Source organism: Streptococcus sp. HMSC066F01 (genome assembly GCF_001837335.1).
In the GTDB taxonomy this organism is placed as follows: domain Bacteria; phylum Bacillota; class Bacilli; order Lactobacillales; family Streptococcaceae; genus Streptococcus; species Streptococcus oralis_S.
In genome coordinates this window covers 97449-120866 of record NZ_KV832115.1, presented here as the reverse complement: position 1 = coordinate 120866, position 23418 = coordinate 97449, and the positions used below count along the sequence as shown (strand labels likewise).

Annotated in this window: 23 protein-coding genes; 8 read left to right on the top strand and 15 right to left on the bottom strand. The window is 41.2% G+C overall.

What is annotated here, in order from left to right; all coding sequences use genetic code 11:
• Window positions 1-32: 32 nt before the first annotated feature.
• Both glgP and malQ read right to left on the bottom strand, forming a co-directional pair.
• Window positions 33-2291, bottom strand: coding sequence for a glycogen/starch/alpha-glucan family phosphorylase (glgP, locus tag HMPREF2655_RS04290; protein ID WP_070837783.1), 2259 nt, complete (start codon window positions 2289-2291; stop codon window positions 33-35).
• Between the two features lie 24 nt (window positions 2292-2315).
• Window positions 2316-3833 carry a 4-alpha-glucanotransferase gene (gene malQ, locus HMPREF2655_RS04285; RefSeq protein WP_049501519.1) on the bottom strand — a complete coding sequence of 506 codons (1518 nt, stop codon included), beginning with the start codon at window positions 3831-3833 and terminating at the stop codon, window positions 2316-2318.
• Window positions 3834-4309: 476 nt separating this feature from the next.
• Between malQ and HMPREF2655_RS04280 the strand changes: the two genes are divergently transcribed.
• From HMPREF2655_RS04280 to HMPREF2655_RS04260, 5 genes are all read left to right on the top strand, one after another.
• Window positions 4310-5581 (top strand): extracellular solute-binding protein, encoded by a 1272-nt coding sequence (locus HMPREF2655_RS04280; RefSeq protein ID WP_049478972.1) that lies wholly within the window; start codon window positions 4310-4312, stop codon window positions 5579-5581.
• A 126-nt stretch (window positions 5582-5707) separates the two neighbouring features.
• Window positions 5708-7000, top strand: coding sequence for a carbohydrate ABC transporter permease (locus tag HMPREF2655_RS04275; protein WP_000431414.1), 1293 nt, complete (start codon window positions 5708-5710; stop codon window positions 6998-7000).
• Window position 7001: 1 nt separating this feature from the next.
• Entirely contained in the window at window positions 7002-7844 is an 843-nt protein-coding gene (locus tag HMPREF2655_RS04270) for a sugar ABC transporter permease (protein ID WP_001065654.1), read from the top strand.
• A 250-nt stretch (window positions 7845-8094) separates the two neighbouring features.
• Window positions 8095-8895 (top strand): DUF1189 domain-containing protein, encoded by an 801-nt coding sequence (locus HMPREF2655_RS04265; RefSeq protein WP_070837780.1) that lies wholly within the window; start codon window positions 8095-8097, stop codon window positions 8893-8895.
• A 9-nt stretch (window positions 8896-8904) separates the two neighbouring features.
• Complete coding sequence (locus tag HMPREF2655_RS04260; RefSeq protein ID WP_001145427.1) at window positions 8905-9891, top strand: LacI family DNA-binding transcriptional regulator; 987 nt, start codon at window positions 8905-8907, stop codon at window positions 9889-9891.
• A 33-nt stretch (window positions 9892-9924) separates the two neighbouring features.
• Here HMPREF2655_RS04260 and HMPREF2655_RS04255 read toward each other — a convergent pair whose 3' ends face one another.
• The 11 genes from HMPREF2655_RS04255 to HMPREF2655_RS04205 all read right to left on the bottom strand — a co-directional run bounded on the left by HMPREF2655_RS04255 (window position 9925) and on the right by HMPREF2655_RS04205 (window position 18916).
• A complete protein-coding gene (locus HMPREF2655_RS04255) occupies window positions 9925-10866 on the bottom strand; it encodes a YitT family protein (RefSeq protein WP_070837777.1) in 942 nt (313 codons plus the stop codon).
• Window positions 10844-12607, bottom strand: coding sequence for an aspartate--tRNA ligase (aspS, locus tag HMPREF2655_RS04250; RefSeq protein WP_070837774.1), 1764 nt, complete (start codon window positions 12605-12607; stop codon window positions 10844-10846). Before aspS ends, HMPREF2655_RS04255 begins: the two co-directional genes overlap by 23 nt.
• 151 nt (window positions 12608-12758) lie before the next feature.
• A complete protein-coding gene (locus tag HMPREF2655_RS04245) occupies window positions 12759-12977 on the bottom strand; it encodes a hypothetical protein (protein ID WP_000832176.1) in 219 nt (72 codons plus the stop codon).
• Window positions 12978-12994: 17 nt separating this feature from the next.
• Window positions 12995-13636, bottom strand: a complete 642-nt coding sequence (locus HMPREF2655_RS04240; RefSeq protein ID WP_070837771.1) for a CPBP family intramembrane glutamic endopeptidase — start codon at window positions 13634-13636, stop codon at window positions 12995-12997.
• 9 nt (window positions 13637-13645) lie between these two features.
• Window positions 13646-14383 (bottom strand): DUF3169 family protein, encoded by a 738-nt coding sequence (locus HMPREF2655_RS04235; protein ID WP_257367838.1) that lies wholly within the window; start codon window positions 14381-14383, stop codon window positions 13646-13648.
• Window positions 14362-14712, bottom strand: a complete 351-nt coding sequence (locus HMPREF2655_RS04230; RefSeq protein WP_070837768.1) for a PspC domain-containing protein — start codon at window positions 14710-14712, stop codon at window positions 14362-14364. The genes HMPREF2655_RS04235 and HMPREF2655_RS04230 overlap by 22 nt, the downstream gene beginning before the upstream one ends.
• Entirely contained in the window at window positions 14709-14912 is a 204-nt protein-coding gene (locus tag HMPREF2655_RS04225; RefSeq protein ID WP_001046116.1) for a hypothetical protein, read from the bottom strand. The genes HMPREF2655_RS04230 and HMPREF2655_RS04225 overlap by 4 nt, the downstream gene beginning before the upstream one ends.
• A complete protein-coding gene (locus HMPREF2655_RS04220; RefSeq protein WP_000916945.1) occupies window positions 14912-15115 on the bottom strand; it encodes a helix-turn-helix transcriptional regulator in 204 nt (67 codons plus the stop codon). Before HMPREF2655_RS04220 ends, HMPREF2655_RS04225 begins: the two co-directional genes overlap by 1 nt.
• 146 nt (window positions 15116-15261) lie before the next feature.
• Window positions 15262-16542: a histidine--tRNA ligase gene (hisS, locus tag HMPREF2655_RS04215; protein WP_070837765.1), complete on the bottom strand. Its 1281-nt coding sequence runs from the start codon at window positions 16540-16542 to the stop codon at window positions 15262-15264.
• Between the two features lie 77 nt (window positions 16543-16619).
• The gene (locus tag HMPREF2655_RS04210) at window positions 16620-17867 is read right to left on the bottom strand and encodes an MFS transporter (RefSeq protein WP_070837762.1); all 1248 of its coding nucleotides are present in this window, start codon (window positions 17865-17867) and stop codon (window positions 16620-16622) included.
• Between the two features lie 197 nt (window positions 17868-18064).
• Entirely contained in the window at window positions 18065-18916 is an 852-nt protein-coding gene (locus tag HMPREF2655_RS04205; RefSeq protein WP_070837759.1) for a helix-turn-helix domain-containing protein, read from the bottom strand.
• Window positions 18917-19039: 123 nt separating this feature from the next.
• Here HMPREF2655_RS04205 and HMPREF2655_RS04200 point away from each other — a divergent pair, with 123 nt between their 5' ends.
• The gene (locus HMPREF2655_RS04200) at window positions 19040-19381 is read left to right on the top strand and encodes a metal-sulfur cluster assembly factor (RefSeq protein ID WP_001204052.1); all 342 of its coding nucleotides are present in this window, start codon (window positions 19040-19042) and stop codon (window positions 19379-19381) included.
• Window positions 19382-19547: 166 nt separating this feature from the next.
• Here HMPREF2655_RS04200 and ilvD read toward each other — a convergent pair whose 3' ends face one another.
• Complete coding sequence (ilvD, locus tag HMPREF2655_RS04195; RefSeq protein WP_070837756.1) at window positions 19548-21251, bottom strand: dihydroxy-acid dehydratase; 1704 nt, start codon at window positions 21249-21251, stop codon at window positions 19548-19550.
• 230 nt (window positions 21252-21481) lie between these two features.
• Between ilvD and rpmF the strand changes: the two genes are divergently transcribed.
• The gene (gene rpmF / locus HMPREF2655_RS04190; RefSeq protein ID WP_000290417.1) at window positions 21482-21664 is read left to right on the top strand and encodes a 50S ribosomal protein L32; all 183 of its coding nucleotides are present in this window, start codon (window positions 21482-21484) and stop codon (window positions 21662-21664) included.
• A gap of 15 nt (window positions 21665-21679) precedes the next feature.
• A complete protein-coding gene (gene rpmG, locus HMPREF2655_RS04185; protein ID WP_001265622.1) occupies window positions 21680-21829 on the top strand; it encodes a 50S ribosomal protein L33 in 150 nt (49 codons plus the stop codon).
• 91 nt (window positions 21830-21920) lie between these two features.
• Here the strand turns inward: rpmG and HMPREF2655_RS04180 are convergent, their stop codons facing one another.
• Window positions 21921-23417 (bottom strand): tyrosine-type recombinase/integrase, encoded by a 1497-nt coding sequence (locus HMPREF2655_RS04180; protein WP_000862760.1) that lies wholly within the window; start codon window positions 23415-23417, stop codon window positions 21921-21923.
• Window position 23418: the final 1 nt, after the last annotated feature.

The window sequence follows — 23418 nt, the reverse complement described above, 5'->3', positions numbered from 1 at the left end:
TTTTACAAAGTGATTAGTATAAATTTTGTATCTTAGTTCAAGTGCCAGATATCTTCGTTGTACTGAGCGATTGTACGGTCAGATGAGAAGAATCCTGCTTTGGCAATGTTAACGATGACTTTATCCAACCATGCGTCGCGGTCTTCGTAGTCAGCAAGCATTTGCTCTTTCACTTTGATGTAGTCTTCCAAGTCTAGGAGAGTCATGAACCAGTCTTTGTTGATCAATTCGTTGTAAAGACGTTCCAAGCGTTCTTTCTTACCTACTGCAAGAACAGCATCGCTGACGATGAAGTCAACCAATGGTTTGATAGCTTCACGAGCATAGAGTTCGCTTGACTTGTAAGCTGCTTTTGCGTAAAGGTCGATAACAGTTTCTGAATCTTCACCGAAGATGTAGATGTTTTCGTCGCCAACCAATTCAGCGATTTCCACGTTAGCTCCGTCCATAGTACCAAGAGTCAAAGCTCCGTTCAACATGAATTTCATGTTACCAGTACCTGAAGCTTCCTTAGATGCAAGTGAGATTTGTTCAGAGATATCACATGCTGGAATCAAGAAGCTTGCTGCAGTAACGTTGTAGTTTTCAACCATAACCACTTGCAAGTGTGGAGCTACTGCTGGGTCGTTAGCAATCACTTCTGACAAGCAAAGGATCAAGTGAATGATGTCTTGGGCAATTGTGTAGGCAGGAGCTGCTTTACCACCAAAGAAGACTGTGATTGGACGAGCAGGGATGTTACCAGCCTTGATATCAAGGTATTTGTGGATCACATACAAAGCGTTCATTTGTTGGCGTTTGTACTCGTGAAGACGTTTGATTTGGATATCAAAGATAGAGTTTGTATTGATTTCCACACCTTGGTGTTCTTTCAAGTGACGAGCCAATTTACGTTTGTTGTGAGCCTTGATGCTTTCCAATTTTTCTTTAACAGCAGCCTTGTCTTCGTATGACAAGAGTTTTTCAAGTTCATCTGCTTCATGGTGCCAACCATGTCCAAGAATCTCATCCAAGTAATGAGACAAGCTTGGGTTAGCATGCATGAGCCAACGACGGAATGTGATACCGTTTGTTTTGTTGTTGAATTTTTCTGGGTAGATGTCGTAGAAAGCTTTCAACTCTGAGTTCTTCAAGATTTCAGTGTGAAGAGCCGCAACCCCGTTAACGCTGTATCCATAGTGGATATCCATGTGAGCCATGTGGACACGTCCACTCTCATCGATGATTTGAACAGCTGGATCTTTGTATTCTGCTTTCACACGACGGTCCAATTCTTCGATGATTGGTACCAAGTGAGGAACCACTTCTTCCAAGAATTCAAGAGGCCATTTTTCAAGAGCTTCAGCAAGGATTGTGTGGTTAGTGTAGGCAGTCATGCTACGTACGATTGAGATTGCTTCATCAAGCTCGATACCTCGCGCAGTCAAGAGACGGATCAATTCAGGAATCACCATTGATGGGTGAGTATCGTTGATTTGTACAACAGCGTAGTCTGCAAGGTCATGCAAGTTGCTTCCTTTTTCGATTGCTTCGTCGATGATCAATTGCGCACCGTTTGAAACCATGAAGTATTGTTGGAAGATACGGAGCAATTCACCTTGCTTGTCGCTATCGTCTGGGTAAAGGAAGAGAGTCAAGTTGCGAGCGATATCTGTCTTGTCAAAGTTGATACCATCTTCGATGATAGAAGAATCAACTGAATCCAAGTCAAACAAACGCAAGCGGTTTTTAGTAGCTGTCTTGTAACCAGGTACATCAATATCATAAAGGGTAGATGTCAATGTGAAGTGTGCAAATGGCACTTGGTAGCTACGGCTTGAGCGTACCAACCAGTTTTGCTCTGTCAACCAAGCGTTAGGAATTGTTTCTTGTTGGTTGTTTTTAAGAACTTGTTGGAAAAGACCGAAGTGGTAGTTCAATCCAACACCGTCACCATTCAAACCAAGTGTAGCGATTGAGTCGATAAAGCAGGCTGCCAAACGTCCCAAACCACCGTTACCAAGTGATGGTTCCAATTCTACTTCTTCGATTTCGATCAACTCTTTACCTGCAGCTGCAAGCTCTTTTTTAACTTCGTCATAAAGACCAAGGTTAATCAAGTTGTTTGACAAGAGTTTACCGATCAAGAACTCAGCTGAGATGTAGTAAACCTTTTTCTTACCAGTGTTAACTGGTTTTTGGCTGCTTGCAAGCTTGCTGTAGTTAAGAAGAGCAAGGTAAAGCTCTTCATTGCTACATTCTGCAATGGTTTTATTGTAACGTTTTTGTACAAATTCGTTTAATGGTAACATGTTTATGTGTCTCCTGATAATGTCTTATTTCTTTAATTCTACCAAATTTTCATTGATTCGGCGATAAATTGTAGTCAAGTCAAGCAAAGTTTCTTCAACAGCTGGTGTGAGTTGGTCTGCTGTCATACGCCATGACCAGTTTCCGCCAAGAGTAGATGGGAAGTTCATACGAGCTGACTCATCTAGTTCTAGCAAGTCTTGCATAGTTGCAATAGCCATGAAGCTAACAGATGAAAAGACTGTGCGAAGCATTGCGTGTGGCACTGTTTCGTACTCTTTACGGTTCGTGTAACGAGCCATGTATTCACGAGTTGGATCGTCGATTTCATTACGGTACCAACCAAGAACAGTGTTATTATCGTGTGTTCCTGTGTACATAACAGAGTTGGCAGGTGCCAAGTGTGGGCTATCGATACTTTCATCTTCTGGGTTGAAGGCGAATTGAAGAATCTTCATTCCTGGGAAGCCAGTACGTTCACGCAACTCGATGACTTCATCTGTCATGAAACCAAGGTCTTCTGCGATGATGTTTAGCTCACCAAGCTCTTCCTTAACGGCTGCAAAGAGTTTGTAGCCTGGACCTTTCACCCATTTACCAGGTGCTGCTGTATCGGAACCAGCAGGAATTTCCCAGTAAGATTCGAAACCACGGAAGTGGTCGATACGAACGATATCGTAGATCTTGAAGCTTTCGCGCAAGCGTTCAACCCACCATTTGTAACCGTCTTTGTCCATTGCTTCCCAGTCATAGATTGGGTTGCCCCAAAGCTGACCAGTTGCAGAAAACTCATCTGGTGGGCATCCTGCGATGCAAGTTGCTTTACCATTGGCATCTGTCTTGAAGAGGTGTGGATTTGCCCACATGTCGCTTGAATCTTCCGCTACGTAGATAGGCATGTCCCCAACGATTTCGATGTGGTTATCGTTAGCGTAGGCTTTCAATTTCAACCATTGTTGGAAGAAGAAGTATTGTGTCACACGGTGGTAAACCAACTTGTCTGCCAATTTCTCACGGTAGCTTTCAAGCGCTGAAGCTTTACGGGCACGAGCATCTGCATCTGGCCATTCTGTCCAAGCAAGATTGTCAAAATGCTCTTTGATCGCCATATACTCAGCGAAGAGTTCAAGCCATGATTGGTTGTCTTGAGCAAACTTCTCAAAATCTTTGACATCTCCCACTTCCAAGAAGCGTTTAACTGCTTTTTCTAAAAGCGGACGACGTGCATAATAAATCTTCGCATAATCAACTTCAGATGCATCGCTACCAAAGTCAACACCTTCAAGGTCACTGGCTTCGAGCAAGCCTTGCTCTACCAAGATATCAAGGTCGATAAAATGCGTATTTCCAGCAAAGGCTGAGAATGATTGGTATGGAGAATCTCCATAGCTTGTTGTCCCAAGAGGGAGGATTTGCCAGTAACGTTGCTTGGTACGAACCAAGAAATCAACGAAATCATAGGCGCTTTGGCCAAATGATCCAATCCCGTAAGCTCCTGGAAGAGAAGAGATGTGCATCAACACACCACTTTGACGTTTTTTCATAATAGCACCTCATGTGTTTGTAATAAAACGCTGCGCAAATCAAGGCGCAAACGTTTGCGTTGATTTAAGTATAACGCATTTCAAAAACAAATGCAAGCGGTTTTAAAAAATTTTTTTGAATTATTTTAATCAAACAAAACTTGTTCCCACTGATATTTTATGAAATGAGCCAAAAAAATTTTAAAGATTTTCTGATTTAAGATAATTCATTCCAAACAGCTGCTCTATTTTCTGAAAAATCGAGCAGAATTTACGCAATCGTTTCCCTAATATATTTTCCATTCAAGAGAAACAAACATTTTAAGTTTTTTCCTATATAAAGGCTTTAACAAATGTTTGAATCCTTAAAATTTTTTTAAAAATTTTCCTAAAAACGCTTGCAACCGTTTTCTATTTGTGCTATACTAAGTTCGTAAAAGAAAACGTTTGCGTTTTCTCATTAAATTATTTTTGTTATTCTTTAGGAGGAATACACTATGTCATCTAAATTCATGAAGAGCGCTGCTGTGCTCGGAACTGCTACTCTTGCTAGCTTACTTTTGGTAGCTTGCGGAAGCAAAACTGCTGATAAAGCAGCTGATACTAGCTCATCTGAAGCAAAAGAAATCACTTTCTACGTTGAAGACCAATACAAAGCCTACGCTGAAAAAGTTGCTGCAGCTTATGAAAAAGAATCAGGTACAAAAGTTAACATCAAATCAGGTGACCAACTTGGTGGACTTGACAAACTTTCTCTTGACAACCAATCAGGTCAAGCTGCTGACGTTATGATGGCACCATACGACCGCGTAGGTAGCCTTGGTACTGACGGACAACTTTCAGAAGTTACTTTGAGCGACGGCGCTAAAACAGATGATAAGACTAAATCTCTTGTAACAGCTGCTGACGGTAAAGTTTACGGTGCTCCTGCCGTTATTGAGTCACTTGTTATGTACTACAACAAAGACTTGCTAAAAGAAGCTCCAAAAACTTTTGCTGAATTAGAAGAACTTGCTAAAGACAGCAAATACGCTTTCGCTGGTGAAGATGGCAAAACTACTGCATTCCTAGCCGACTGGACAAACTTCTACTACGCATACGGACTCCTTGCTGGTAACGGTGGTTACGTATTCGGACAAAACGGTAAAGACGCTAAAGACATCGGTCTTGCAAACGACGGTTCTATCACAGGTATCAACTACGCTAAATCTTGGTACGAAAAATGGCCTAAAGGTATGCAAGATACTGAAGGTGCTGCAAACTTGATCCAAACTCAATTCCAAGAAGGTAAAACAGCTGCTATCATCGACGGTCCTTGGAAAGCTCAAGCATTCAAAGATGCTAAAGTAAACTACGGTGTTGCTACTATTCCAACTCTTCCAAATGGTAAAGAATACACACCATTCGGTGGTGGTAAAGCTTGGATCATCCCATCAAGCACTAAGAACCTTGAAGCTGCACAAAAATTTGTAGACTTCCTTGTTTCAACTGAACAACAAAAAGCATTCTACGATGCAACTAACGAAATCCCAGCTAACACTGAAGCTCGTTCATACGCTGAAGGTAAAAACGATGAGTTGACAACAGCTGTTATCAAACAGTTCAAGAACGCTCAACCAATGCCAAACATTTCTCAAATGTCAGCAGTTTGGGATCCAGCTAAAACAATGCTCTTTGACGCTGTAAGTGGTAAAAAAGATGCTAAGACAGCTGCTAACGATGCTGTAACATTGATCAAAGAAACAATCAAACAAAAATTTGGTGAATAATTGAATTCGTTACAAGGGGGGAGAATACAGATCCCCCTTTGATTTTATAAATTTACGAATGATTGCAGTTGCCTATCTAGTAATTGGAGACAAACTTCAATCTCGTATCCTATGAAAGGAGTATTCATGGAAAACCAACAACCTAGCAAAGCAGCCTTGCTTTCAGTGATTCCTGGGTTAGGACAGATTTACAATAAACAAAAGGCCAAAGGTTTTATCTTCCTTGGTGTCACTATCGTATTTGTTCTTTATTTCCTAGCACTTGCAGCCCCTGAATTGCACAATTTGATCACTCTTGGTGACAAGCCAGGTCGTGATAATTCCCTCTTTATGTTGATTCGTGGTGCCTTCCATTTAATCTTTGTAGTCGTTTATGTGCTCTTTTATTTCTCAAATATTAAAGATGCACATACAATCGCAAAACGTATTAACAATGGAATTCCTGTCCCACGGACTTTTAAAGATATGATCAAAGGTATTTATGAGAATGGATTCCCATACCTTTTGATTATCCCATCGTATGTAGCAATGACATTTGCGATTATCTTCCCAGTTATCGTAACCTTGATGATTGCCTTTACCAACTATGACTTCCAACACTTGCCACCAAACAAATTGTTGGACTGGGTTGGCTTGACGAACTTTACAAACATCTGGAGCTTAAGTACCTTCCGTTCAGCCTTCGGTGCGGTTCTTTCTTGGACCATCATCTGGGCCTTGTCTGCTTCTACTTTGCAGATTGTGATTGGTATCTTCACAGCTATCATTGCTAACCAACCATTTATCAAAGGAAAACGTATCTTTGGTGTTATTTTCCTTCTTCCTTGGGCTGTCCCAGCCTTCATCACTATCTTGACATTCTCAAACATGTTTAACGATAGTGTCGGAGCGATCAACACTCAAGTATTGCCTATCTTGGCTAAGGTTCTTCCTTTCCTTGACGGTGCTCTTATCCCTTGGAAAACAGACCCAACTTGGACGAAGATTGCCTTGATTATGATGCAAGGTTGGCTAGGATTCCCATACATCTACGTTTTGACTTTGGGTATCTTGCAGTCGATTCCTAACGACCTCTACGAAGCGGCTTATATCGATGGTGCCAATGCTTGGCAAAAATTCCGCAACATCACTTTCCCTATGATTTTGGCTGTTGCGGCACCAACATTGATCAGCCAATACACCTTCAACTTTAACAACTTCTCTATCATGTACCTCTTCAACGGCGGAGGTCCTGGTAGCGTTGGTGGTGGAGCCGGTTCAACTGATATCTTGATCTCATGGATTTATCGTTTGACAACAGGTACATCTCCTCAATACTCTATGGCGGCAGCTGTTACCTTGATCATCTCTATCATTGTCATCTCTATCTCTATGATTGCATTCAAGAAACTACACGCATTTGATATGGAGGACGTCTAAGATGAATAACTCAATCAAACTCAAACGTAGACTGACTCAAACCCTCACTTACCTCTACTTGATTGGTCTTTCAATCGTGATTATCTATCCACTTTTGATTACTATTATGTCAGCCTTCAAGACTGGTAACGTCGTAGCTTTTAAACTAGATGCTAACGTCGACTTTAGCTTTGCCAACTTCCAAGGGCTCTTCACTGAAACCTTGTACGGCACTTGGTACCTCAACACTTTGATTATCGCCTTGATTACAATGGCTGTTCAAACAAGTATCATCGTACTTGCTGGTTATGCCTACAGCCGTTACAACTTCTTGGCTCGTAAACAAAGTTTGGTCTTCTTCTTGATCATCCAAATGGTACCAACAATGGCCGCTTTGACAGCCTTCTTCGTTATGGCCCTTATGTTGAATGCCCTTAACCATAGCTGGTTCCTCATCTTCCTATATGTCGGTGGTGGTATCCCAATGAACGCTTGGTTGATGAAAGGTTACTTTGACACCGTACCGATGTCTCTTGATGAATCAGCAAAACTTGATGGTGCAGGACACTTCCGCCGCTTCTGGCAAATCGTCCTCCCTCTTGTTCGCCCAATGGTTGCAGTACAAGCGCTCTGGGCCTTCATGGGACCTTTCGGAGACTATATCCTCTCTAGTTTCTTGCTTCGTGAGAAAGAATACTTTACAGTTGCCGTTGGTCTACAGACCTTTGTCAGCAATGTGAAAAACTTGAAGATTGCCTACTTCTCAGCAGGTGCTATCCTCATCGCCCTTCCAATCTGTATTCTCTTCTTCTTCTTACAAAAGAACTTTGTTTCAGGACTTACAAGTGGTGGCGACAAGGGGTAATATACCCCCGCCACCCTTTTTCAATTTATACTCTTCGAAAATCTCTTCAAACCACGTCAGCTTCGCCTTGCCGTACTCAAGTACTGCCTACGGCTAGCTTCCTAGTTTGCTCTTTGATTTTCATTGAGTATTAGAGCTTGTGACTATAAAACTATTCTTGAAGCAAGCAATTTGTCTCCTAGACTTGAAATAAAGCACATTTCTCTATATAATAATACTCATATAGAAAACACCTTTTAGAAAGATACAAATGCTTCCATATCCATTTTCATATTTTTCAAGTATTTGGGGATTTCGTAAGCCCCTGTCAAAACGTTTCGGACTCAACTGGTTTCAGCTTCTCTTTACTAGCATTTTCCTCATCAGCTTGTCCATGATTCCAATTGCCATTCAAAACAGCTCACAGGAAACGTATCCACTGGATACCTTTATCGATAATGTCTACACTCCACTGACAGATGAAGCCATCATGGACTTGTCAGAGAATGCACAAATCGTTGATGGAAAGCTGAACTACTCAGGTACGAAGAATCAGCAGCCTTCTCTTTTGATTGGCCCGAGCCAAAGCAAAGAATTGCCAAAGGACTTGCAACTTCATTTTGATACGGAAGAACTCGTCATCAGTAAGGAAAGTAAGGAACTAATTCGCATTCGCTACCACGCGATTCAAACGGAGAGTTTCCAGAACAAGGAAGATTTAACCCAGGCCATTTCTAAAGACTGGTACCAACAAAACCGGGTCTATATCAGTCTCTTTCTCGTTCTTGGTGCAAGCTTCCTCTTTGGATTAAATTTCTTCATTGTCTCTCTTGGGGCTAGCTTTCTCCTTTATATCACAAAAAAATCACGCCTCTTTTCATTTAAGACCTTTAAAGAGTGCTATCATTTTATCTTGAACTGTTTAGGATTACCAACTCTGATTACGCTTATTTTGGGACTTTTTGGCCAAAATATGTCAACCCTTATCACTGTACAAAACATTCTTTTTGTTCTTTATCTGGTCACTATTTTTTACAAGACACATTTCCGTGATCCAGATTACCATAAATAGGAGATTTTTATGCCCGTGACGATTAAAGATGTGGCTAAGGCAGCAGGTGTCTCACCTTCAACTGTTACCCGCGTCATTCAAAATAAATCAACGATTAGTGATGAAACCAAAAAACGAGTTCGCAAGGCTATGAAGGAACTCAACTACCATCCCAATCTCAATGCTCGTAGCTTGGTAAGTAGCTATACTCAGGTTATCGGTCTGGTGCTCCCTGACGACTCGGATGCCTTTTACCAAAATCCTTTCTTCCCATCTGTCCTTCGAGGTATCGCCCAAGTCGCGTCTGAAAACCACTACGCTATTCAGATTGCAACGGGGAAAGATGAGAAAGAACGTCTCAATGCGATTTCTCAGATGGTTTATGGCAAGCGTGTTGACGGTTTGATTTTCCTCTACGCCGAGGAAGAAGACCCTCTGGTCAAGCTAGTAGCTGATGAGCAATTCCCTTTCCTCATTCTCGGAAAATCAACTTCACCCTTTATCCCTCTTGTTGATAATGACAATGTACAAGCGGGCTTTGATGCAACAGAGTATTTCATCAAAAAAGGATGCAAACGAATTGCCTTTATCGGGGGTACAAAGCGACTCTTCGTAACGCAAGATCGTCTAACCGGCTATGAGTCCGCACTCAAACAACACCAACTTCCGATTGATACCAACTTAACCTACTTTGCGACCGAATTTCTAGAAGAAAAAGGGTATCAGTTCAGTGAACTCCTATTCAATCACGATCCGCAGATTGATGCTATCATCACAACCGACAGTCTCCTAGCCGAAGGAGTCTGTGACTATATCGCTAAGCACAAACTGGATGTTCCTGTCTTGAGTTTCGACTCTGTCAATCCTCGACTTGACCTCGTAGCTTATGTCGATATCAATAGTCTGGAACTTGGGCGCGTTTCCTTTGAAACCATTCTCCAGATCATCAACGATGCTAAAAACAATAAACAGATTTGTTACCGCCAGTTGATTGGACACAAAATTATCGAAAAATAAAGACCAGCCCCAAGGCTGGTCTTTTGAATATTATTAATTGTCTGTTTCTACGAATCGTCCGAGAATGTGGACATTTTCAGATACAGAGACAAAGGCTGTCGGATCGATCTGTTTCATGATGTGTTTAAAATCATTAAACTCTGCTCGTGTGATAACCGTAATCAAGACTGCTTTTCTCTCATGATTATAGGTTCCTTCTGCATCGTGGATCATGGTTGCTCCGCGGTGCAATTTTTTATGGATTTTTGCGATTACCTTGTCAGGATTATTGGTCACAATCATGGCCTGCATGCGTTTTTGCTTGGTAAAGACCGCGTCTGTCACACGACTGGAGACAAAGATGGTAATCATGGAGTAGAGAGCGTATTTCCAACCAAAGGTCAGACCTGCTATCAGCATGATGGTTCCATTTACCAAGAAAGAAATACTACCGACATTCTTACCCGTTTTCTTTCGAATAGTGAGACTGACGATATCTGTACCTCCGCTAGAAATATTGTTACGGAGCGCAAAACCAATCCCCAAGCCCATGACAACACCCCCAAAAAGGGCATTGATGATGGGATCCTCTGTCAAGGTCATAACTGGTACAATCTGGATAAAGAGGGAACTCATGGATACTGTGATAAAGGTAAAGATTGTAAACTTATGCCCAATCTGATACCAAGCCAAAATCATCAACGGAAAATTGATAGCATAAAAGGTTAGCGATATCGGAATGTAAAAACCAAACCAGTGATTACTCAAGGCAGAGATAATCTGTGCCAGACCCGTCGCGCCACTGGAGTAAACGTGCCCTGGTTGAAAAAAGAAATTGACTGCTACTGCTGACAAAAAGCCATAAACCAGAGAAGCCGATACTTTCTCATCATATTTTTCCCGAGAGATACTTTGTAAAACTCGTAAGATTTTTATCTGATAAGCAAAGCGGCGCAGATAATAGCGCCACCGCTTAATTTGTTTTGCTTGTTTCATCTTCTTCTACTTGTAAGCTGAGTTCCTCTAGTTGTTTGAGAGCGACTGTTGATGGAGCTTGTGTCATTGGATCGGTTGCCTTATTGTTCTTAGGAAAGGCAATGACTTCACGGATATTTTCTTCTCCTGCTAAGAGCATCACAAAACGGTCAAGACCGATCGCCAAACCACCGTGTGGTGGGAAACCATAGTCCATAGCCTCAAGAAGGAAACCAAACTGGTCATTTGCTTCTTCGGCTGAGAAACCAAGAGCCTTGAACATGCGTTCTTGAAGGTCTTTTTGGTTGATACGGAGGCTACCACCTCCAAGCTCATAACCGTTCAAAACGATATCGTAGGCAATGGCACGAACCTTAGCCAAATCACCTTCTAATTCGTGAGCTGTCTCTTCCTGTGGAAGGGTAAACGGATGGTGGGCACTCATGTAACGACCTTCTTCTTCAGACCATTCAAACATTGGCCAGTCAACTACCCAGAGGAAGTTAAATTTGTCGTTATCAATCAAGCCAAGCTCTTTGGCAATACGTCCACGAAGGGCGCCTAGTGTTGCATTAGCCACTTCAAGCGTATCCGCTACAAATAGAACCAAATCCTTATCTTCAAGACCAAGTGCTGCAGTCAATTCTCCTTGGATACCCGTCAAAAACTTGGCAACCGGTCCATTTAATTCTCCATCAACTACCTTGACCCAAGCAAGACCTTTGGCACCGTACTGTTTGGCTACTTCGGTCATCTTGTCGATGTCTTTACGTGAGTAGTTGTCCGCAGCTCCTTTGACTACAATGGCTTTAACAGCAGGTGCTTCTGAAAAGACTTTGAAATCAACACCCTTGACAACTTCTGTCAAGTCCTGAAGCAACATGTCAAAACGGGTATCTGGCTTATCAGAACCGTAAAGAGCCATCGCATCATCGTACTTCATACGAGGAAATGGAAGCGTTACTTCGATGCCTTTTGTTTCTTTCATCACGCGCGCAATCAAGCCTTCTGTGATATCTTGGATTTCTTGCTCCGTAAGGAAGGATGTTTCCAAGTCGACCTGGGTAAACTCAGGCTGACGGTCTCCACGCAAGTCCTCGTCACGGAAACATTTGACGATTTGGTAGTAACGGTCAAATCCAGCATTCATCAAGAGCTGTTTGGTAATCTGTGGACTTTGAGGAAGAGCATAGAAATGTCCTTTGTTGACACGAGATGGCACCAAATAGTCACGCGCCCCTTCTGGTGTTGACTTCGAAAGGAATGGCGTCTCCACATCAATAAACTCCAACTCATCCAAGTAGTTACGGATAGAATGAGTCACCTTAGCACGAAGTTTAAGATTTTCCAACATTTCTGGACGACGAAGGTCAAGGTATCGGTAACGCAAACGTGTATCGTCATTGGCCTCAATCCCATCTTTAATCTCAAAAGGTGTTGTTTTAGCTGTATTAAGAACAGTAAGGGCTGTCACATTCAATTCAACTGCACCAGTTGGCAACTTATCATTGGCCTGCTCACGCGCAGCGACTTGTCCAGTCACCTCGATAACAAATTCGCTACGAAGACTTTCAGCTGTTGCCATAACCTCTGCAGAAACTTTTTCAGGGTTGATAACCAACTGCATGATCCCTTCACGGTCACGAAGGTCGATAAAGATCAAACCACCCAAGTCACGACGACGGCCAACCCATCCTTTCAAGGTCATTTCTTGTCCGATATGTTCCTCACGAACACGACCAGCATACATACTACGTTTCATTGTTTCTCTCCTCTTTTATTCTGTTACTATTTTACCATAAAAGCGCAAGCTCTTCATGAAAATCATCAGAAAAGTTTGATTGTCTTTAGAAATCAAAACGAACAGACAAAAAATCCGATGGAAACGTCATCGGATTCTCTGATTGTGATTCTTAACCTTTTTTACGCTTTTCAGCGATCTCAGCTGCCTTTTTAGGTAGAACAATCTCCGTCGCATAAGCCGAAGCAAAACGCAAGACACCTGCAATAGGCGCAAAGACAACTGCTAGATAGTTGTAAAAGAAATCGCCTTTAAAGGCATAGGCAAGTGCCCCGATGATAAAGAAGAGAACGACCGCCTGTATCACTGCTAATAAAATTACTCGTTTCATGTGACCTCCTGACTCTATTATAGCATGAGTATCATCAAAAAGCCGATTAAATTATTCAAAGCGTGTAAAGAAATGCTGTAAAGAAGGCCTTTTCGGCTCACATAAGCCAGACCCAAACTAAATCCCAGACTAGCATAGACTAAAAACTGTTGCAAAGTCCCTGGAAAATGAATCAAGGCAAAAAGCACACTCGATACGAGGAGAAACAGAGCTGTCTGTTTGCCGTTGTTCTGCTTAGGAAAGAGATAGCGTGCTAACATCCCTCTAAAGATGAGTTCTTCCGTCAGAGGAGCAAAGACTACCACCATAAAGAAACCAAAGACAGGCTGAGCAACTGTCAGTTGTGATACGATTTGTTGATTGACTGACGGATCTTCTGGCAAAAAGAACTGGGCTGCAATAGCCACTAGCAAAACCAGGGTTGGCAACCAAATATAACGATTAAAAGCTGTTGTCTGGATGCTAACCTTTTCTGTCTGATACCATCTGTAAACTCCATAAACATAGGCCCCTGACAGGGCGACATAAAGTGGCAAGACTCCAAAGATTGAAGCCCCTAGGTCAAGCGCTGATAAAGCCATACTCTGAACCAGACCATAGCCAAAGAAAAAGGATAGAACAGCTAGAAGAAACCAGCCAAGATTTTTAAGTAAGTTCATAAAAGACTCCTATTTGAAATAACGTTTTGTTTTTCGCAATTGTGCAACATTGGTATACAAATGGATGACAACTGCCACGAGCAGAGCAACCAACTGTACTTGTCCTAATACCATAGATAGAACTACTAAGACAATATAGATACCTGGTATGATGAGCTGATTGACCTTGAACAAGATCAAGTAAGCTTCTTCCATCTCAGCCTGTTTTTCTCCCTCATCATAAGTATTGAGGTATTCCAAAACTTCCTTTGGAGTCGCCATAACAGAAAGTTTATAGTTACGAATCTTGCTGGTGATTTTTAGGCAGTAAACACCCGACCAAATACTTACAACTATCAAAAGTAAGGATGTTGCTGATATGCCGAATCTTCCTAAGTCTAAAATCATACAGAATAGCATACTAATTTGGGAAACATTCCAAGCCACTGTACCATAATCCAAGAAACGATACATAGCAAGATAGTCTTGTTCGCTTTCTTCGTCCTCTTCTTCTCTTTGATAGTTTTGATAGGCCTTATTGCTTTTTCTAATAAAATAAAAGGTTAGAGTTGCCGTAATCAGCCCTAGACCAAAAAAGATTGAGAACAAGGGAGAGATTACTTGCTCTTGATTGATACTTAAAGGATTAACTCTAAGAGCTCCGGCAAGTATTCCTAATAAAGCTCCGGTAATAAAAAGTTTCAGTGCAAAAATTATGTGATTCTTTTCCATCTTTAAACCTCTTTCTAAAACAAGCCAGACAACCATTGACCAAAGTCCTTACCTGATTCAAAAATAGCTGTCAAGCCTTCTGTTCCAAGCGACACCAAAATCAAACAAACAGCAAGTAAGAGAATAGCTTGGTTTCTAGCTTTTTTTGCTCCATCTCCCAAGGGTTCATTGCCAAGCCAACCTGCTAGATAGGCATAGAGAGTTACTGTTATAATCCCAATCTCTGTCGAAGAGAGAAACAGCAAGACTGTCACCAAACGAACGATATTGGCTTGAATGTTAAAATAATTTCCTAAACCTGCACAAACACCTGCAAGTGCTTTGTGTTCAGTATCGACTTGAAAACCCGCTAAAAACTCTTTCATAACTTTTCTCCTTTTACAATCTCTTTAAACTTTATCTTTCTCTCTACCCATCTAAAGACTAATAGTAAAACTATGTTAATCCAGAAGAGGTATTTACTTTCAACAATTGTAAACCAACCAAATAGGCTTCCAATCATAGCCAAAAGATTCACGATAAACACAACTATAGATAGATAATAAATCACTTTATACTTGTTCATCACTCATCCTCCTCTAAGCGAAAGACTGACTCGACTGGCTCATTGAATATCTGAGCAATCTTCAGGGCAATGACGATGGATGGCGTGTACTCATCCCGCTCAAGCAAGCTGATGGTTTGCCTGGACACGCCAGCTAGTTTGGCCAGCTCTGTTTGATTCAGGCCATCGCGAGCCCGAAGCTCTTTTAGACGATTTTTTAGCATGTCTTTTTTCTCCTTTGTTCTTATCTTGATTTCATTGTAACATATCTTTTTATTTTTGACAAACATATTTGTCAAAAAGTTTAAGATTTTTGTCATTTTGCAAAAGAAAACGGTCAGGAGTAAGATCCTGACCAGTTTTTCTACTATTAAAAGCCTAATTTTTCAAAGATTTCTGAGAAATTTTGATTGATAGCATCAAGTGACACTTGCACTTCTTCTCGAGTTTGGTTGTTCTTAACTGTCAATTGTCCGCTTTCGACTTCGCTCTCCCCTAGCGTGATGAGAGTCTTAGCCGCAAAGACATCGGCGGACTTGAACTGAGCTTTGAGCTTTCGGTTGAGGTAGTCACGTTCTGCTTTGAATCCTTGTTGGCGAAGGGCTTGTACCAATTCCAAGGCCTTGACATTTGCTCCTTCACCCAAGACTGCGATATAAACATCTAGGGCATTTTCGATAGGGAGGGTCACACCTTGCTTTTCAAGGATGAGAAGCAGGCGCTCTACACCAAGACCAAAACCAAATCCAGCAGTTTCAGGGCCACCAAAGTAGGCAACCAAACCATCGTAGCGACCACCCGCACAGACCGTCAAGTCATTACCCTCAATCTCTGTGATGAATTCGAAAATGGTGTGGTTGTAGTAGTCCAGACCACGCACCATATTGGTATCGATGATATAGTCTACACCCAGATTTTCCAACATCTGACGCACAGCATCAAAATGGGCTTGGCTTTCTTCATCAAGGAAATCCAAGATAGACGGTGCATTCTCCACTGCCACCTTGTCTTCTTTCTCCTTAGAGTCCAAGACACGGAGGGGATTTTCCTCCAAACGACGCTGGCTATCCTTAGACAAGGTCTCCTTAAGCGGTGTCAAATAGTCAATCAAGGCTTGACGGTAGGCCGCACGGCTCTCAGGATTTCCAAGAGTGTTGAGGTGCAACTTGACACCTTGGATGCCGATTTCTTTCAAGAAATGAGCTGCCATAGCGATTGTTTCCACATCGGTAGCTGGATTGCTAGAGCCAAAACACTCAACACCAATCTGGTGGAACTGGCGCAAACGCCCTGCTTGCGGACGCTCATAACGGAACATAGGGCCCATGTAGTAGAACTTGCTTGGCTTTTGCACTTCTGGAGCGAAGAGTTTATTTTCCACATAAGAGCGGACAACGGGCGCAGTTCCTTCTGGACGAAGAGTGATATGGCGGTCACCCTTGTCATAAAAATCGTACATTTCCTTAGTTACGATATCGGTCGTATCTCCGACAGAGCGACTGATGACCTCGTAATGCTCAAAAATAGGCGTGCGCACCTCTGCATAGTTATAGCGCTTGAAAATTTCACGGGCAAAGCCCTCAACGTACTGCCACTTGGCAGACTCAGCAGGTAAAATATCCTGTGTTCCTTTTGGTTTTTGTAATTTCATAGGGAATCCTCTTTAAACTTAATAGTCTTATTTTACCATAAATAGAGGGATTAAAACAGTGAGAAAAAAATTAGGATTTAGATATCATTTTTGAGATTAATAACTGTCAAAAGAATAGCTAGCAAGGAAAGACCAACAAATAGCATCCAAGTCAACTGTATATTCCATACAGCTATAAGTGAAAAACAAGCTGTTCCCACAGGTATGGATAAGGTAAACAATAAACCTAAAAAATTACTGGTACGAGCTAGAACATCTGGAGCTAGATTTTTCATGAGCATGGCACTAATCTTTGGTTGAACTTTACCAGACACATACAGAGTTGAAAAGAGAAATAGTAAACCAAGTACGACTTGATTGAATACATTAGCTAGACCAATTAGACTGAGTCCTACGGTCGCCCACATCATCAATCTAGGCAAAGACTGCTTCCCAAAATAATCATTGCCCGTAAGGCTACTGATGATGATTGCTACTAAAACACAGAATTGATTGATAAATAGTGCCTCTGTGTAAGAAAAATTCAAGAAAGAATGGCTCAAAAAGAAGATGTTATAGATGCTTCCTAAAGCCCCACCCAAGGCATTAATAAGCAAGACAGCAAAGATCATGAAACCAAAGTTTTTCTGTCCACCTTTAAGAAAAACGAAACGTAAATTTCGGTAAATTGTTAGGAACTGGTCTTTGATAGAAAGCTTCTCATTTTTTAGTTTTTTACCATCAGCAGATGACATTGACAGACTCAATTTGCCTTTTCCTAAAAAGAGAATAAAGGCTGATACTAGGAAAAAGCAGGCATTGATTCCCGCAACAAGGGAAAAATTGTTGACCGATAGACCTAAGAGCCAAACTCCAAAAGCTTGACCACCAATAGCTGAAATATAGGTGATAAACTGGGAAAAAGAATAAGCTTCCATCAAATCCCCTTCAGCTACTTTTTCCTTAACGAGGGGCATGCGCAAACCACCAGCAAAATCACTGATCACATCACTGATGACATTGATCAAACACAGGCTAGAAAAGGCAAAGAGACTAGCTTGCTGAACAACTAGGGCTGCCAGAAAAAATAAAACCGCCTGAAACAAACCGCTATAGACCATCCATTTGACCTTGTCCCTTGTGTAATCTGCCCGAATCCCTACAAAAACTGTAAAGAGAGTCGGAAGAATCATGACAATATTCGCCATAGCAACAGCAAAAGAGGCTTGTGGCAAGGTCGATGCATAAACGATAAATACTAGGTTAAAAATCGAAGCACCAAAGGCATTGAAGAAGCGCGACAAAGTCAAGAGTCGATAAGCTTGATTTCTAAACAATAGTTTCATAGGTGATCTCCCTTCTTGTTATAATCCCTATATGAAGTATGACTATAGTATAGCACTTAGAAATTGAAAGGGAAAACTTTTGAATATATGCAACACACAAAATGAGCAAAGAAACGATAGAACTTTTGTAACGACCTGAGAGTAGTCAAAAGTTCTATCGCTTAAATTTTCAAATTATTTTCTTAGTTTGCAGATATTCAACAATCGGTTGTATTTCTGTAGTATTCAGCAGATTTGTTACAACCAAGCATCTCAAAAATATGGACAGCATCTTCCATCTTTTTCTGACCTTCCTTGACTCTACCCTGCTTGCTATCAAGAAGACCTTCAGCCCACAAATAGACTATTCGGAAATAGGTCTCATTTTCCTTGTAGAAATGCTCTTTGATGACACGTTTAAAATAAGAGGCATTGGTAAATTCTTCACACTCAATGCTGGCTAAAAAGCCATTCAATAGCATAGTATGAAAAAGGTTTCGATTACTAGACATTTCCATTAGAAAATCGGATTTGCGGACCATTTCTCGTACATATCTAGTAAAAAGAGAAACAGACAAGAACGGAGAACTGACTGAGAACAAATTGAGTTCATAGATTCCCCAAATCTCAGTAGAAAACAAGTAGTCATGAAGGACTTTCCCTTCCTCTGCCGTTAACTCAACCGTTTCATCCATACTCTTCATATAAGACTTGATAATGATGGCATTTAGAACATGTTTCTGTTTGTTTTGAGAATGGGCATGCTTTTGATACTCCTTGCGATATAAGTCCTCAAGAGGTGCTATATTCTTTAAATCCAAAACATCTGTGATTTCTTTTCTCAACTCCGAATCTGTATCATACTGAAAACCTCTCGCCAGAAAGAGGATTTCCTCTACACTAGCAGATATATTTTCTAGGGCAAATAGAAACTTTTCCACCGAAAGCTCACTCTGACCTGTTTCAAATCGGGATAACATGGACAGCGAAAATTGTCCCCCAGTTGCTTGTCTCAGCGAGATATTTCTTGACTCTCGTAATTGTCTAAAGACTTTTCCAATCTGCTCCATAGACTTCCCCTTAATTGAGTATTTTCTTCATTTTATCATATTTTTCAGAAAATTCATCAAAAACTTGCCAAATTGTCAGAATTATGAGAAAATAGAGGATATTTATCACGTGGAGGTACTGTTATGAGAGACGATATCAAAATCAATGACCGCGCTTTGGCCTTACAAGACCAAATTATCGAAAAACTAGAGAAGGTTTTTGATACAGATGTGGAATTGGATGTTTACAATCTAGGACTGATTTATGAAATCAATCTGGATGAAACGGGTCTCTGTAAGATTGTCATGACCTTCACCGATACTGCCTGTGATTGCGCCGAAAGTTTGCCTATCGAAATCGTCGCAGGTCTGAAACAAATCGAGGGTATCGAAGATGTCAAGGTTGAAGTTACCTGGTCGCCTGCCTGGAAGATTACACGAATCAGTCGCTACGGCCGCATTGCCCTTGGACTGCCACCTCGTTAAGCAGGCAAATCACTTTTGAAGATGAAAAGAAGCAAGCCGAAGTTGGCTTGCTTTTTGATACTCAATGAAAATCAAAGGGCAAACTAGGAAGCTAGCAGCAGGCTGTACTTGAGTACGGCAAGGCGACGCTGACGTGGTTTGAATTTGATTTTCGAAGAGTATGAGTTTATTTTTTACCTGACTTGTCCATATTCCAGAAGTCTGTCACGGCTCCGCGAGAAGCGGATGATACGATGTGGGCATATTTACCAAGAACACCACGACTGTAAAGTGGTGGCAAGGTTGTTTCTGCCTTGCGTTTTTCAAGTTCTTCTTCGGATACGGCCATGGAAATTTCTTTGGTATCTTGGTCAACTGTAACGATATCCCCTGTACGCAGGTAAGCAATCGGTCCACCATCCTGAGCTTCAGGAGCGATATGTCCGACAACCAGACCATAAGTACCACCAGAGAAGCGTCCATCTGTCAAGAGAGCAACCTTGTCTCCTTGACCTTTACCAACGATCATGGATGAAAGTGACAGCATCTCAGGCATACCAGGACCACCCTTAGGTCCAACGAAACGAACAACGACTACATCGCCATCAACGATTTCATCTGTCAGAACGGCCTGAATAGCATCTTCTTCTGAGTCAAAGACCTTAACTGGTCCAACGTGGCGACGCACTTTCACACCTGATACTTTAGCAACCGCACCGTCAGGGGCAAGGTTCCCGTTCAAGATGATAAGCGGACCGTCTGCACGTTTTGGATTTTCAAGTGGCATGATGACTTTTTGACCTGGGGTAAGGTCTGCAAAGTCAGCTAAGTTCTCAGCAACAGTCTTACCAGTACATGTGATACGGTCTCCATAAAGGAAACCATTTGCCAACAGGTACTTCATAACAGCAGGCACACCACCGACTTCATAGAGGTCTTGGAAGACATACTGACCAGAAGGTTTCAAGTCGGCCAAGTGAGGTACACGTTCTTGGATCGTATTGAAGTCCTCAAGTGACAAGTCAACATTAGCCGCATGGGCAATGGCAAGCAAGTGAAGAGTGGCATTGGTTGATCCACCGAGAGCCATGGTTACTGTAATGGCATCTTCAAAGGCTTCACGAGTCAAGATATCTGATGGTTTGAGACCAAGCTCCAGCATCTTGACAACAGCTCGTCCTGCTGCTTCGATATCTTCTTTCTTGTCAGCTGATTCAGCTGGGTGAGAGGAAGACCCTGGCAAACTCATACCGAGAACTTCGATAGCAGTCGCCATGGTATTAGCTGTATACATACCACCACAGCCACCAGGGCCAGGGCAGGCATTACATTCAAGACGTTTCACGTCCTCAGCCGTCATATCACCGTGGTTCCATTTTCCGATTCCCTCAAAGACAGAAACCAAGTCAATGTCTTTTCCATCAAGATTTCCCGGTGCAATGGTTCCACCATAGGCGAAAATAGCTGGGATATCCATATTTGCAATGGCAATCATAGAACCAGGCATGTTCTTGTCACAACCACCGATGGCAACAAAGGCATCGACGTTGTGACCACCCATCGCCGCTTCGATGGAGTCCGCAATGATATCACGAGATGTCAAAGAGAAACGCATACCAGGCGTTCCCATAGCGATCCCGTCTGCTACGGTAATGGTTCCAAACTGTACCGGCCAAGCGCCCGCAGATTTGACACCTTCTTTAGCCAATTTCCCAAAATCATGCAAGTGAATGTTACATGGTGTATTTTCCGCCCAAGTCGAAATCACTCCCACAATCGGTGTTTCAAAGTCCTTATCTGTCATACCAGTCGCACGAAGCATAGCACGGTTTGGTGATTTCACCATACTGTCATAAATGCTACTGCGGTGACGTTTATCTAATTCAGTCATCTTATCCCTCCCGTTTCAGTTTTTACTATTATAGCACATTTTAAAGGCAATGAACAGAAGAAAATTCTTGAATTTTCAGAAAATTTCGATTAATTTGATTGAATGACTTCTAATTTTTTCATCTTTTTTTGTCAAGTAACTTTACTTTACAAAAAAAATGTGTTATTCTAATATGGTTGATGAAAATCACTAGATTGAATCGAATTTAAATACCTAAAGGAGAAAAGAAAATGGCAGTACCTGCACGTCGCACCTCAAAAGCGAAGAAAAACAAACGTCGTACACACTACAAAGTAACAGCTCCGTCTGTAAACTTTGACGAAACCACTGGAGATTACTCACGTTCTCACCGTGTATCACTTAAAGGATACTACAAAGGACGTAAAATCGCTAAAGCTGCATCAGCTGAATAATAGAAGGGAGATACCATGCGCGTAAATATCACACTTGAACACAAAGAATCTGGTGAACGCTTGTACCTTACTTCTAAAAACAAACGTAACACTCCAGACCGTCTTCAATTGAAGAAATACTCACCAAAACTTCGCAAGCACGTTGTGTTTACAGAAGTTAAATAATACAACATACAGAAAGCCTATGAAATCAACATTTCTAAGGCTTTTTCTTTTAAGTTTAGCAAAATAACTGAATTTTAACTGATTATAATAATCAAGAGATTATTTTAGACAAATCTATCATAGCTTGTTCAATCTTATGTTTTCCTTTTTGCATAACATGAAGATAGATTTTTTCTATTTCTCTACTATCTTCTGAATGTCCCACAAACTCTCGAATAACGTTTAAGCTTACATTCTTATCAGCCATGACTGAAACAAAACTATGTCGGAACATATGGGGAACTATGTGAACAGGCCTACCAAAATCAACTAGGTCATCAATATCCTTATAGGATTTTCCACTTTTCTTATTATACTTAGCGGACTGACTAGTTCCACCTCTTAAGAACATTGAAATTTCTGTATGATACAATGGACTGCCCTGCTGGTTCTTCCCTTTTATGTATACCCTAGTAAAAATATATCCCATATCATGATAAGTCGGATTAAATCTCGCCTGAAACTTATTTCTTTCAATATATTTAAGTAAAATTTGTTCTACTTTTGGTGACATCGGAATAGTTCTAACGCTTTCTTTAGTTTTTAGAATTGCTCTATATCGTTCCTTCTCATCACGCAAGCCTTCTTCTGCCATTTCTTTGTCAGTCTTATTATGGCTTGCCCTCTGCCAATGAACCTTAATGAGTTTATTCTTGAAATCTAGAACATCTTCATTCAAACCTAATGCTTCACTCGGTCTCATACCTGTCAAGTAGATAATTCTGAGTACATCAGCAACTAGTTCATTATTATGTCGCTTAGTCCAATTTTCAATAATTTTAAATACTTGATTAGCCTCTTCAACTTCAAGATATTTTTCAGCTATATCTTCCCTAAGTTTCGCCTGCTCTTCTGCACTTGTTAGTGTCTTACGCTTAACCCTCTTATTCAAAATAGGGTGTTGCGACGCTGTCAATTCTCCTTGTTCTACCGCCCAATCAAATATCATTTTAAGATAGATATGAATGTTCTTTGAAGTTCCCTCACTTGCATTATTTATAATATCTTGCATTTTTTCCTGTTCCATACAGAACTGTTTAAGGCTCATATTTTCGTTGAAATATGGGGAAATATGCTGGTTATAAACACTAACTCTAGTCTTTAGAGTATTCTTGGCAGGCTTAACACGATTGACCCACCACTTAAAAGCTAAACCGTATAATTCACTGTTTTCATCATACGGTCTAGCTATCTCTTTGAGGCATAAAGTTTTACTAGGCTCTAATTTCTTTGGTTTTTCTCCAGTCAAATCTAATACGGTTTCATCAATCATTTCATTTAATATCTTTGAAACTTTTGTAATCAGCTGACTATTCTTTATATCAGAAATAAGTAACTTCTCATGTCCCTTACTGTCTTTTCCTGTTGGTATTGCCTTAGTCGTATACCACCCTTTATTTTCTCCCCTTGTAAGGTACTTATAACGACTTTTTGTTATCAAAGGATGAGTATATCTCATTGCAAACTTAACAAGCACGTTGCCCTTTTTAGAAGGGTCTGGTTTCCATTGATAAACAGTTAGAACTCGAGTAGTCTTACCTACCTTCATT